Consider the following 12794-nt stretch of genomic DNA (forward strand, 5'->3'; position numbering starts at 1 on the left):
GATTGAGGTTCTATATGTTTGAGGTGGGTTTTCTCTCAGCAAGCACTTCCTTGAAAGCAAACATGCCATTTAGTGCCGAAGGGAATCCCGCATAGACCGACATCTGCAATATCACTTCTTTGATCTCCTCCTCGCTGCAGCCGACATTAAGCGCTGCATTCAAATGTACCTTAAGCTGAGGGACACAATTACCGAGAGCGGTGAGAGCGGCGACGGTCGCAATCTCTCGTGATTTCAAATCTAAACCGGGTCGTGAATAGATGTCTCCGAAGGGATACTCGATAGTATATTTGGCAAGATCAGGGCAGATGTCTTGCAGGCTTTCGATAACCTGTTGCCCTGCTTCTCCATCGATGTGATTAAGTCTTTCTAAGCCAGTTTCAAAACGTGATTGATTCATGAGTCTGTTCCTGTATTTATAGTTCACAGGAACACCTTACAAGTTAGAGTCGACTCTAAGTCAACGGACTTTTCCATCTCGATACAAACTAATTTTTTCTTCCAACGCTGCCATGTGCTTTTGTTGCTCCTCGATATGAGAGCGCAAGTTTGCTTGATGTTGTTCCAGTAGCAATTGACGCTGTGAAACTGACTCTGCTCCTAACTCCCTTAGCTTTGCGTATTCTAAAATCTCATCCAGTGGCATTGCGGTAACTTTCAACCGCTTCACAAACTCAATCCAAGTGACGTCCTTTAATGTATACACTCGATGACCGCTACTGTTTCGTTGAATATTTTTCAGCAAACCTATTTTTTCATAGTAGCGAAGCGTATGAGCTGACAAACCCACCAACCGAGAAAACTCACTTACATTCATTACTTCACCTTTCTATACAATGATTAAGAGCTAAAGTTACGCGCACTTATCTAATTTGAGCTCTGCGGTTACTTTCGTCAAACGCAACGCAATAGCGAAACAGACTAAGTAAGGACTCACATACCAGAAGAGGCTTTCTAAAGGTTGCTTCACCTGCGCTTCTCTGGTTTTTATGTATTGGTTTTTCTGCTTCTCATATTGACTCAGCATACCATCCACCCACACTGCATCGCTTTCCACCAGCGATACACTAGGCGCAGGAACCGTAAAATCAGCGGCATTAGGCAACAAGGTGAAATCGACATCTTTGAACGTGATCGCTGTATTCAAATACCACAAACACGCTTCATGGTGCTGGGCATGAGTGTCTAAAGACGGCTGACCAGTGCAGGTATCACTTCTTAATTTATCCAAAGAGAACTGTTGAATCGACTCAAGAGTAGTGACTGCTCTGGTTTGTTCTGTCTCGACCCAATCACCTGCAACCGACGCACGAATCTCAGACACCGCACCCAGCATCCCGATACCCGCCAACAACGGCCATAAATAATCCATAAGCTTCCATTTTCGTCGGCTCAAATTGAACCCACACCAAATTGGAATATGTAAGATGAGCGTTAGCCCTAGTGATAGCAAAACGAAATTCAAGGAGCTAGAGAGCATGAGTTCGCTATCGAAGAAGTTCTTCATAATGAGAGACTTGCCTGTATAACAAAGAGAAATTTGATACTAGGTTCGATATTAAAAAAGAGTGTAAGAGGAAAGTAAAAACAGCACCAAGATTGGTATTGGCGCTGTTTATTTAAGCAACCACCGGCTTTTCCATAGGGATGCAATCGAGGCTAATACCTCTAGGCGAGTGATAAGTGGAAAGTTCATCGCCAATAAAGCCACACGAACGATAAAACGTAGCGGCATTCAGGGTCGATTCTAACTTCATTAAGGGCAAGTTGTGTTGAATCGCGAGTTCCTCTAAGAACTGCAACATCTGCTTCGCTGCGCCTTTTCCGGAAAAATCTGGGTCAACAAAAATAGCATCAACCATACCGGTTTCGATGTTGATCTTACCGCTGCCAATCACTCGACCATCAACTTCTGAAACGTGGAAGGTTTCAACTACATCACTGATGAATCCATCAGACATTCCACCCTGCGTCCATATTGACAGCTGTTCTTCTGAGTAATAAGCCGAGCACTTCTCGACAATGGCACGGCGTCGAATATCGAAAATATCCTGAGCATCAGACTCAACCGCTTTTCTAATTGTAATCATAAGCCTACCTCTGGTGATTAAAAGATACTACTTGCTAGTAAATCGAATAACTACTCGGTGACTAACGCTGGAGATTGCTTCCCCTTAGCTGACATAAGATAAAAACCAACGGCACCAACAACTGAAATTAATATCACACTAAACCAAGTGAAAGTGTACCCATAATCATCGATAAAGTAGCCAATCACGATAAAACTAGGCATAACGAAAACCGTTCGCAAGGTAATGAGCACGCCTTGAATGCGTCCACGATGACTCGACGGAGAGTTGTTTGCTAAATATATGCCCTCTTTTGTCAAAAGAAGAACCTCGCCCGCAGATAGAAATAGCCATGCAAAAAAATGAACAGGAATGTTGGGGAACAACATGACGAGCATATAACCAAAGGCAAACATAAAGCCTGCATAAGCAAGGCTTACGGTTTCAGCCTTACCTGACGTGAACTTCATTAAGATTGGCGTAATCAGCACCACTACAACACAAGCGTAAGTCATGAGTTGCCCGAAAATAATTGGGCCTTGCTCTCCAAACACATGGCTCAAATACAATGGACTCGCCATAGTCATTTGATTTAGCGAATACCACAGCAATCCACATAGAAAAGTGAACAACAAAAGCCGTGGCCTTGATTTTAAAACTGACCAAACCGAACCAGAAACGGGCTGTTCCAGTTCACTCTCGCTGGTCGATTCCGTTCCAGGTTGCAACTTCACAAATGCAGCCACAATAAAAACACAAAAAAGAGCCGCAAAACCGTTGCCGAAAAATATCCAGTCAGTGTGATTCCAGAACAAGTACCCAGCCATAACAGGACCAAGAGCTGAACCAAAGTTATAGGCAAGATAACTCAGTGACATGACTGCATCACGATTCTGAGGGGTAGAAAGGTCAGCAACTAAAGCATTACTCGCGGGCAACGCTAAACCGCCAAAGAAATAGGCACAAAACAAAAACACAGGTACGACTACCGAAGCATCGGCGAAGAAACCACAAATAATCAATAATACAGCACACATAAACTCGCCAAATACCATGACCCGTTTATGTCCCAACCTATCCGCTAATCTCCCACCTAAAAAGCTCCCTAAAAGGTAAGAGCCCGTCACACCCATGGCAAGGGAACCTGCGACTGTTGCGGAATAACCCAACTTATCGGTTAACAGTAAAACTAAAAATGGAACGATAAAGTTACCCATTCCCAGAATCATTCTAGCCAGTGCTAAATAATAGATATTATTCGGTAAATACCTGTAAATAGAAATGGCTGAGAAAAGCTTATGAATCATGAAGTTCCTAAAATATGTAAGTGCTTGATTATGAATTTCTATTCGATAGTACTGAAATCTAGGCTTTTAGGTACCGCCACACTAACAACCTGAGTTCCCGCAATTAAGTCATGTAGGCAACGTTTGTCTTTACGCAAAACAAACAGATAATCTAGCGTCGTTATAAAATGACCAATTACAGGTATATACGTAGCGATTGTCATCGGCATCATTCGTTTGCCTACTATATTGAATAACCCTATTTGTTTACCTTCCATATCAACAATCGCAATTTCCATTAGTTTTTTGCCAATCGTCTGCCCCTTTTTATGCAGCAAATATCCGTGTAACAAAAAGAACACCAACCAACCGTAAGCTGAGACTACAAGTAGTTCTGTCATATCAATTTGCCCTGTATCGAATATTTTTTGAAAATAATCGGTATAGAGAAAAATTGGCGTCATCATAGCGATACCAATCAGGCCATCAATCAAACTTGCCCCTACTCGGGACGAGCGAGACGAGAGTATAACTGCAGGAGTATTTTCTATTACTTCAGACATGTCTTTTCCTAACGTCAAAGTACCTATAAATTAAAAAACGTCAGAAACTCGAAGCTCTGACGTCATCTTGAATTAGATTGAATCACTATATAGAAAGGCAGTTACCGCTTTCAGCCATTGCGACTTTGCGTACTTCAGCTTTCCCTACTTCTTCATCGACTAACTCAACACCTGCACCACCGACAAAAACGCCCATTTTAATGTATTGGTTAACGAAGTAATTACGACCTTCAGCAGTAAAAAGGGAGACGTGATTTTCAGAAAATTCAGATTCCGTACTGACAATATGCTCTTCGTTTCCTTTGACTTCGTGATAAAAGAAAACACCAGGAGCCGTTTCACCTACGCATTCTCCATCAACATATACGTACTTTTTGAGCGCGCCACCGACAAAAGTATCTTCACGATAGATATAGATACCTGTATTACCTTCTTTAGGAGCAGGGAACGTTTTCGCTTGATCAGAAACTGATGAATCGACTGTTGGCACAGAAGCACACCCAGATAATGCGAGAAGAAGAGCAGAGCAAAGAAATACCTTATTTTTCATGTAATAACCTAGACTTTATAAAAACGCGAAAAACATAACATATGCAAATGGTTTAATTTCAAACTTGCATGTAGATGTGTGAGCTACGTTGCGTAATGGGTGGTTAAAATTAAAAAAATCAGTTAAATAGAACTAAACCATTGTTCTGTATTAACTTAATCACTTACATGCAACTTTAATCAAATGGTTAGAGGATCTATTTTTTGTAATCACCTCTAATGAACAGGAGACGTTACGAGGTGAAAGCCTTTAGATAGTGAGAACTAGAAAACGTACGTCTAGTGGTTTAACTAGGGTTTATAGATTGGAGACAAAGGGGGTAAGGACTTCTGACTATTTCAGAGCCAATACATGCTCGATAAAAGTCGACTTCTTTTCGCGGTATTCATCTTGTGGCCAACCTTCATAAGACATTTTGAGGGTGTTGTATTGCTCCACTAAAGCGGGGGTCACTCGTAGCTTGTCACGAAACCTTAGAAAGCATTCGAACTCAGAACCATTGGCGACCACTTGCAAGGCCACATCATCCCCTGATGTAGACTCCAACATACACAGTTCGGGCGTTCTTAAGGTATCGAGTTTCTCATTGAAGCCGAGTGTTGTGAGTCTCTCTATAACATCCTCAAGTTCACCAAGTTCAACACCTACGAAAATATCTAGATCGCCTTTAGACACGGCAAAAGGAATAGAAGATGCGCCTACGTGCTCAACTCTCGCGTTAGGGATTAGCTTTTTTGATGTCACGTTCGTATCGGATAAACAGCTCGTTGCAAGCCGCTTGGTATTGTTCCGCGGGGTAGAACTTCATACTTACTCACTTCTATTGCAGGCGTCTGAGCACTAAAAACTATTAAAGACACCGATAGCTAACAGAAATAGCGCGAGACTAATCGCCCCGATATAAGAAATTCTGGTTCGCTCTTTTTCAGTAGGAGTCAATGAGGGGAAGCGTCCTAACGCGAATACTTTACAAACTATCCAGCCAGAACCGTAACCAATAAATTCGATCACGAGCGACTGAAACATATATCTGAAGAATGCGCTTAATGCTCTAAAATACGCGACTATCAAGTCTTCCATTTTTTGTCCTAACTAAAGTCAATTTAGAACAGAAAGTGCCATGGGTAGAGGTTCAGATCAAGTGTATTATACGGGACTTCTGACGGCCTCTCTCTCCTCCAAAGCCCTTGAATTAGGTATTTTATACAATTATTTAGCTGGAACATCATGACGTTAAATCAGAATCCAATAGTAAATCGATCCCTGCTTCATTGATTGAGTACTGATACACGCCGTTCCCCCAGCTATCATGCTCGATGGTTTTCTCAATATAACCAAGACGTTCCAATTTGATTGCAGCCAAACTGGTTAAACTATCTGACTCCTGAACATCATTACAAATTTGGAAAAAGTCCAAGCCATCAGGTCGAGATGTGTGTGAGGAAAGAACAACCGATAAGAACTTTAGATCCACTGTAGAAATAGGATAATTTTTAGAGTTAACTTCCAACACAGTGTTAGCTTTTAAGGATTCTCGATTCAGTAAACCTAACCTTTTAACTTCAGCCTTAACTAACGAGCAAGCTCTATTCGTTGCAGAAACAAGATCATCATCACTTCTATTAGCTTCATAATCTGCTGGCATTAAACCAAGAAGATCTGTTGGTAAATGCATTTCTTGATTTCGAGGCTTAATAAAAAATGTACGCTCCTTCCCGATAGCTCCAACAAACAAACCCATCTCAAAAAGCACGTTATCCCGCACCACATGTTGCTCTCTGCTTCTTATCATAGCAATGTCATCCGGAGCAAAAATAAACAACGCGAAATCAACAGAAGATGACTTTGCAACTAAGTCATCAACGCTAGTGGAAGAAAGCTTAAAAGTGCCATTTTTCCAAATAGTAACCTCAAACTCATGATCTAGATTGACATTAATAGCTTCTGCCACATCCAAACTTTCTACTGAAGACGCTATAAATATTCTCGGTTTTCTCATTGAAAACACACCTTAAAGAGCAATTAACTGCATATAATATAGCTTGGCATATTATTACTCAAACACTTAAAACACTCTAAGCAACATATATACACATATGTTATTAACTAAATAGTATTTCTGCATTTCCTTTGTCCAAAAACAAAAAATCCCCGGCGATAGGAGCCGGGGGAAGATGGGGAAAATGAGTCTGACGTATGCCTGCGATCAAACTCCCCCGAAACCTCATCTAAAATTGATGTCCTAGTTGAGGGCTGGCAATGTGTCGTTGAAACGTAGTGCTTAGCGCTGCTAAAGAATTAGTCACCATCTATCCTCGATATCTCCTTTGATCATGCGATAAACCAGAAATGCAGCGACAATGCATAGAACAGTCATCACGATGCTGCTTATACAAAGAAAAACGTAAATTGGTTCCACTTCTTCTCCCATCACTCTCTCCAGAAATAAGCATCGATGACTCTGACACCATCAGTAACATACTAATATTTAATGATAATTTAAGGGGCAACACCCTTTATTTGACTGTGATTTTTGTTTTATCGCTAATTATTAATTAGCCAAAGCCAACGAACTGTTGTTATACTTGCCTTAAATAAGGGGTGTCGCCCTTTATTTTTTGAAGTCTACGTTTAGTCAGGCTTATCGTCAAGCTACTTCGTAGTCAAAAGTTAGAATAACCGCTCAACTCTATTGGAGTTGGGTTCCTAGATTTGAACATAGGGTCACCCCTTACAAGAGCAAAACATGAAAAAAGCAGCACTTACTACCCTCATTTTAGCCATGTCTTTATCGGCACCAATTAACGCTGAAATTGGCGTAGGCCTAACCGCCAGTTACTCGCCAAATGTTTACAAAGGAGGCGATACCGAAGTTACACCATTCCCTTTAATTAGTTACGATAATGGCCATTTTTTCATTGAAGGTGTCCAAGCTGGCTATCGCTTGGCTCCAAAAGGCAGCGTGAACAATCTCGTTATCTTTGCGGCCTACGATCCTCGCACCTTAGACGCGAAGGAATCCAATGATCCCGATATCAAGAAGCTCAATGATCGCGATCCTTCATTTGTGGGTGGGGTCGCTTATGTATTGACGACGAATGTTGGAGAACTCAGAGCGGGCGTGGGTACAGATATTGGTTCGGTTCACAATGGCCTTTATGCAGAAACTCGTTACAGTTACCACATCAATATGGGGCCATTTGGTTTTATCCCAGCGATAGGATATTCACTCAATAGCGATAAATTGAATGAGCATTTGTATGGTGTGTCGGCGTCTGAAGCAGCTAATACTCGCTTTGAAGAATTTAACCCAAACTGGAGTGGACGTTACTTTGTCGGTTTGACCGGTTACATGCACTTATCAAAGCAATTACGTTTAACGGGTGGGGTTAGATATGAAAACCTCGACTCTGAAATCGAGAAAAGCCCGATACTTGAAAGTACAACATCGGTTATTGGGAATGTTGGAGTAAGCTACACTTTCTAATGTTCTTGAGCGAGTTTAACGAAATTGAATATTAGTAAAACTGGTTTAGAAAAAGGACTTTCTACAACCTTAAACTTAAGTTGAAACCGCTATACATACAGATCTATTTTGTTCATTTTCTTAACCACATCTTCCCCTTGAATCCTTTTTAATACCGTTCCGTTAGACGATGAGATGACAATTTGCTTATGGCTATCTAGCTTGGCTGACAGGTCGGCCTTGTTCGCTGAAAACGTCGTGTTGATGTAATCAGTGGCGCTATTCAGTTTGTGACTGCTCAGTGGGGAATGTATCAGGTTGGTCATCATTTCGAGCCTTTCAAAAAAATAAAGGTTAACAACCTCTATTCTATATGATAAATGTATAATTTCAATAGCATGAACTCGATGAGGCCTGTTTGGGCCCATTAATGTCCAGTTACTCAACGATCGATTGTATCGCAAGCTTTGTGCCTTTATTCTACGGCCTGTTATTGCTTATTATCGATGGCACATAAAATACAACCATCATCCAACGTTCGGAGGCAAGAGTGGGAAGAGCAAGCGCTGCACAAGCGATTATTACACGACAAAAGATCATCGATGCTGCATTTGATATCGCATTAAATGAAGGCTTCGACAAGGCAACCTTTGCTTATATCGCTAAAAAAGCCGGTGTGTCTAAATCAGGGATTAATGCTCACTTCGACAGAAAAGTCGATATTGCCAAAGAGCTTGAGCCTATGTTTGCAAAAATCATCAATGAGCACTTAAGCTACGAGTCGACCGCAGCCTTTTCTAAGACGTGGCAGAAAGCCATTAATAGCGAACCGAATTTTGTAGCGGCCATTATCGCGTTTGGTCCTATTATGCCAACCGAGAAAGGCATCAAAGGGCTGCAATCCAAGATCCAAGGCGAAGAGCAAGAAGTACTCGACTGTATCTATCACTGTATCGGCTATGCGGTTTGTAATATTCAATCTCGCCAATCAGCTTAACTCGCCTATCTTCATTTCGCAGATTTAACGAATAAAGCGACCTATATTCAGCTCCACATTTCCTGTTTTCTCTTTCCTATTTCCGATTGTCCAAAAACAAAAAGCCCCGGTTATAGGAACCGGGGAAACAGGGTGGGATGAGTTTGGCGCGTGCCCGAAACCAAACTCTCCCCAAGCCTCACCTAAGACTCATGCTCTTAGGTAAAGGATACTGAGTACTGTTATTGCAAAGTACTGCTATTACAAATTACTGTTATTGAAGCGTCGCGCCTTGCTCAACCCAAGTGCCGATGAGTGCGCGTTCTTCGTCGGTCATTTGAGTCATGTTGCCGAGCGGCATCACCTTGGTTGTGACAGTTTGAGCAACAATCCTTGGTACGTTGGCTTTGATCTCTTCCGGGGTATCAAACATCACACCGGCTGGCGCAGCAGCAAAAGCGGCGTGGCTCGGGGTTGATGAGTGACACACAGAACAGCGCTCTTGAATGACTTTGTTGATGGTTTCAAAGCTTACACTTGCGCTAGCCGTTTGCATTGCGTGGTCTGCAGGTACAACTGGGGCATCTACCGAAGTTGAAGCTGTGCTGTTCGAAACAGCCTCTTCTGTCGCCGATTCAGTCGCGCTTACTTGCACTTCTTGAACGACTGATGCTTGCACAACCGGAGTCATCTGCTTTTTCGCGTAAGGTGAGGTAACAAACGCCAGCGTGATCATACCCAATGCTGCTACAGGTACTGTCCATGCAAACTTCTGGCTACCATGACGGGTGTTGAAGTAGTGACGCACCAAGATACTGAAAATCGCGAGGCCAGCAAGAATCAGCCAGTTGTATTCCGATCCATAAGTGCTTGGGAAGTGGTTACTGATCATGATGAACAACACTGGCAGTGTCATGTAGTTATTGTGACGAGAACGCAGTAGACCTTTCGCTGGCAGTGCAGGATCCGGTTCGCGCTTCTCTTCAATCGCTTTCACCAAGTTACGCTGCGCAGGCATGATAACGCGGAATACGTTACCCACCATGATGGTACCAATGATCGCACCAACATGGATGTAAGCACCACGACCACTGAACACTTGAGTTAGGCCATATGTTGCAGCGACGAGCAGCACAAACAGCACAACACCAAGCAACACAGGCGTTTTACCTAATGGCGAGTCACACAGCAAGTCGTAGATAAACCAACCAGCAACGAATGAACCAATACCAATCGCGATTGCCGTTGTTGAATCAAGGCCAGAGCCCGGTGCAATCAGGTAAATCTCAGCGTTGAGGTAGTAAACCACACCCAGTAGGCACACACCGGTGATCCACGTGAAGTAGGCTTCCCATTTGAACCAGTGCAGATGTTCTGGCATTTCTGGTGGCGCAAGTTTGTACTTCTCTAGGTGATAAATACCACCGCCATGAATTGCCCATAAGTCGCCTGAAAGGCCCGTTTTTGGGTTTACTCGGTTAAGGTTGTTCTCTAACCAAACAAAGTAAAATGATGCGCCTATCCACGCAACACCAACAATCATGTGAGCCCAGCGTATTGCTAAATTCAACCATTCTGTAATATGCGGATCCATAATAAACTCCTGTATCACAACGCTTTAGCTAAGCGTTGCTCTTCCTTGTTGTTTTCCGTTGGCAAATCTTCCAAATGCAATTCTACTCGGTCGCTGTCGAAATAAACTTCATCACAGTTGTGCCCTTCGCCGCCTCTATCGACAATCAAGAACTGGTCTTGATCGGTGAGTACGAGAACTGGGTGATGCCACACCCCTTTGTGATAGTTCACTCCTTGACGGCCGTTGCTCAAGAAAGCTCGACTATTGGCTAATGTTGGATCGTCGCCTTTTGGCGCAACAACAATTAAATAGGGTTGACCAAGTAATGGAATGAATGCCTGAGAGCCAAGTGGATGACGCTCTAACATTTTGATGGTCAGTGGGTAGCTCAACGGTGTGGCTTGGAAGATGCTAATGATCGCTTCTCCGTCTTCGTCTTGCACATCCGTTGTCGCTAGCTTGTGGTAGCGACGTGTTGATCCACTGTTGATCATGAAGAAATCACTATTATCGGACTCGATAACATCACCAAACTCTGCAAAAGCCTGCTTGGTTAACGGTTCGATGGATAAACGACGTATTCCATTACTCATACTCATTTCCTTACCTATTTCGCTTTCGTACCAAACAGACGCAAACGGCTGATACCGCCATCTGGGAATATGTTTGCACGTACGTGGGTAATCGCACCAAGGTCGTTAACCTCAGAAATGAATTCGTGAATTTCGTGCGCTTGCAGCTTTTGTGCTGGCAACAGTTCACGCCAGAATAGGCTTTGTGTTTCTACTTGGTCGTCGGTACCGCCTTTAACGTAAGCCGCTTGAATTGAGCAGCTGTCTGGGTAGTTACCTTTGAAGTGGGCTGTATCAACAACGATGCGTTCGATGCTGCCTGGGTGGCCTAGTGCCACAATTACCCAGTCGTTACCCGGTGTACGACGACGTGCTGTTTCCCAGCCATCACCCATGTTTTCACCGCGGCCTGGGCCTAAGATGTTGGCTTTGTTGCCGTAGTGCTCATCGCTACATGCCAATGCTCGGCCACCGTGTTCAACCGATGCTAGGTCAACTTGTTGCTGAGAATCTATTGCTTCCCAATCGACACTTGGTCGGCCATAAACACGTAAGCGCGCGACACCGCCGTCTGGGTAAATGTTCAAACGTAGGTGCGTAAAGACTTGGTCACTTTCGATTGCTTCAAGATGATGATGATCACCTTGTAGTGCCATTGAAGGCAGAATTTCTTGCCACTCTGTTGAATCAGTTGGTTCACCTTGTGGTGAATAACACGCGTCAATTGATGCCGAAGGTGGGAAGTTACCGGTGAAGAATGAGGTATCAATATCAACGCCAGCAATAGTGCCAGCTAGGCCAAGGCGAACGACACAGTAGTCGTAACCTTCACCACGTTTACGTCTGCTTTCCCAACCGTCCATCCACTTGCCGTTATCGTCGTATAAGTCGTCTTTCCACTCTGGCGCTGCGTGGCTGAGTAGACGGCTTTTATCCGCGAAAAAATCGTCGGTTGCGAAGATAGCTTCTGCGCCGAGTTTTTCGTCTGCAAGGTTTATGTATTGTTCAAATGTTTGGGTCATGTCCGTGTAATCCTATCCAATTAATCAAGTAATAATAAAATGAGAACTTAGTGGCTTATGCTTTATTCAATAAGGCTTTGATAAACAAGCCTTCGATAAATCAAGCTCTAATAAGCAGCGCTCTGATAAACAAAGCTCTTAGCGCACTAAGACTGGGCTGAGATAGCTGTTAACTCCGTTAACTTACATATCCCAGAGACGAAACATCGCGATCTTGTTGATCTCTCGAATCGCCGTAGCAAACTCAGTTTCACTATCATTTCCTAATCGCATCTCGAACGACTCAAGAATTTGGTAACGATTGGCTCCCTTTACCGCCATGATAAAAGGGAAATTGAAGCGACTTTTGTAGCTGTTGTTGTAAGAAGTGAATTTTTCAAATTCTTCGGCGCTGCACTGGTCGATGCCCGCCCCCGCTTGTTCTTTGGTCGACGACTCGGTGAGTTCGCCGTTTACTGCAGCTCGACCGGCTAAATCCGGGTGAGCATTGATCAAAGCCAACTGTTTGCCTTGGTCTGCACTTAACAAGGTTGATGCCATCTTCAGATGAAGATTCTCGATATGATCATCTTCGGCATTCAAACCTTGGTCATACACCACTTCTGCAACCCACGGGCTGTATTCGTAAACATCAGCAAAGTGAGCGACAAAGGTATCGCGGTCCATGGTTGTTGGTTGGCATGATCGAAATTCAGTCACGTTAAGCCTCCTTGC

16 protein-coding genes and 1 pseudogene are annotated in these 12794 nt (G+C 43.3%); 2 read left to right on the forward strand and 15 right to left on the reverse strand.

Features of this window, described 5'->3' with window-relative positions:
• Window positions 1–10: 10 nt before the first annotated feature.
• From BCU75_RS09585 to BCU75_RS09630, 10 genes and pseudogenes are all read right to left on the reverse strand, one after another.
• Entirely contained in the window at window positions 11–400 is a 390-nt protein-coding gene (locus BCU75_RS09585) for a carboxymuconolactone decarboxylase family protein (protein WP_102473686.1), read from the reverse strand.
• Window positions 401–460: 60 nt separating this feature from the next.
• Window positions 461–817, reverse strand: a complete 357-nt coding sequence (locus BCU75_RS09590) for a MerR family transcriptional regulator (protein ID WP_102473687.1) — start codon at window positions 815–817, stop codon at window positions 461–463.
• A 36-nt stretch (window positions 818–853) separates the two neighbouring features.
• Entirely contained in the window at window positions 854–1372 is a 519-nt protein-coding gene (locus BCU75_RS09595) for a hypothetical protein (RefSeq protein ID WP_102473688.1), read from the reverse strand.
• A 247-nt stretch (window positions 1373–1619) separates the two neighbouring features.
• The gene (locus BCU75_RS09600) at window positions 1620–2090 is read right to left on the reverse strand and encodes a GNAT family N-acetyltransferase (RefSeq protein ID WP_102473689.1); all 471 of its coding nucleotides are present in this window, start codon (window positions 2088–2090) and stop codon (window positions 1620–1622) included.
• Between the two features lie 50 nt (window positions 2091–2140).
• Window positions 2141–3376, reverse strand: coding sequence for an MFS transporter (locus BCU75_RS09605; RefSeq protein ID WP_102473690.1), 1236 nt, complete (start codon window positions 3374–3376; stop codon window positions 2141–2143).
• Window positions 3377–3414: 38 nt separating this feature from the next.
• Window positions 3415–3918 carry an RDD family protein gene (locus BCU75_RS09610; RefSeq protein ID WP_102473691.1) on the reverse strand — a complete coding sequence of 168 codons (504 nt, stop codon included), beginning with the start codon at window positions 3916–3918 and terminating at the stop codon, window positions 3415–3417.
• Window positions 3919–4003: 85 nt separating this feature from the next.
• Complete coding sequence (locus BCU75_RS09615) at window positions 4004–4468, reverse strand: DUF2846 domain-containing protein (protein ID WP_102473692.1); 465 nt, start codon at window positions 4466–4468, stop codon at window positions 4004–4006.
• A 333-nt stretch (window positions 4469–4801) separates the two neighbouring features.
• A pseudogene (locus BCU75_RS09620) lies at window positions 4802–5276 on the reverse strand (GrpB family protein).
• A 32-nt stretch (window positions 5277–5308) separates the two neighbouring features.
• Window positions 5309–5548: a hypothetical protein gene (locus BCU75_RS09625; protein WP_102473693.1), complete on the reverse strand. Its 240-nt coding sequence runs from the start codon at window positions 5546–5548 to the stop codon at window positions 5309–5311.
• Between the two features lie 145 nt (window positions 5549–5693).
• The gene (locus BCU75_RS09630) at window positions 5694–6467 is read right to left on the reverse strand and encodes a TIR domain-containing protein (protein ID WP_102473694.1); all 774 of its coding nucleotides are present in this window, start codon (window positions 6465–6467) and stop codon (window positions 5694–5696) included.
• Window positions 6468–7214: 747 nt separating this feature from the next.
• Here BCU75_RS09630 and BCU75_RS09635 point away from each other — a divergent pair.
• On the forward strand, window positions 7215–7955 hold the full coding sequence (locus tag BCU75_RS09635) for a MipA/OmpV family protein (protein ID WP_102473695.1): 741 nt from the start codon (window positions 7215–7217) through the stop codon (window positions 7953–7955).
• 89 nt (window positions 7956–8044) lie between these two features.
• Here the strand turns inward: BCU75_RS09635 and BCU75_RS09640 are convergent, their stop codons facing one another.
• Window positions 8045–8263, reverse strand: a complete 219-nt coding sequence (locus tag BCU75_RS09640) for a hypothetical protein (protein WP_132970713.1) — start codon at window positions 8261–8263, stop codon at window positions 8045–8047.
• A gap of 221 nt (window positions 8264–8484) precedes the next feature.
• Between BCU75_RS09640 and BCU75_RS09645 the strand changes: the two genes are divergently transcribed.
• On the forward strand, window positions 8485–8931 hold the full coding sequence (locus tag BCU75_RS09645; protein WP_102473697.1) for a TetR/AcrR family transcriptional regulator: 447 nt from the start codon (window positions 8485–8487) through the stop codon (window positions 8929–8931).
• Between the two features lie 253 nt (window positions 8932–9184).
• Here the strand turns inward: BCU75_RS09645 and BCU75_RS09650 are convergent, their stop codons facing one another.
• From BCU75_RS09650 to uraD, 4 genes are all read right to left on the reverse strand, one after another.
• Window positions 9185–10504, reverse strand: coding sequence for a urate hydroxylase PuuD (locus tag BCU75_RS09650; protein ID WP_102473698.1), 1320 nt, complete (start codon window positions 10502–10504; stop codon window positions 9185–9187).
• Between the two features lie 14 nt (window positions 10505–10518).
• The gene (locus BCU75_RS09655) at window positions 10519–11079 is read right to left on the reverse strand and encodes an ureidoglycolate lyase (RefSeq protein WP_102473699.1); all 561 of its coding nucleotides are present in this window, start codon (window positions 11077–11079) and stop codon (window positions 10519–10521) included.
• Between the two features lie 14 nt (window positions 11080–11093).
• Window positions 11094–12080, reverse strand: coding sequence for an allantoicase (gene alc, locus BCU75_RS09660; RefSeq protein ID WP_102473700.1), 987 nt, complete (start codon window positions 12078–12080; stop codon window positions 11094–11096).
• A gap of 183 nt (window positions 12081–12263) precedes the next feature.
• A complete protein-coding gene (gene uraD / locus BCU75_RS09665; protein WP_102473701.1) occupies window positions 12264–12779 on the reverse strand; it encodes a 2-oxo-4-hydroxy-4-carboxy-5-ureidoimidazoline decarboxylase in 516 nt (171 codons plus the stop codon).
• Window positions 12780–12794 lie beyond the last annotated feature (15 nt).

Origin of the sequence: Vibrio splendidus (genome assembly GCF_002873455.1) — a bacterium.
Classification (GTDB): Bacteria; Pseudomonadota; Gammaproteobacteria; order Enterobacterales; family Vibrionaceae; genus Vibrio; species Vibrio splendidus_J.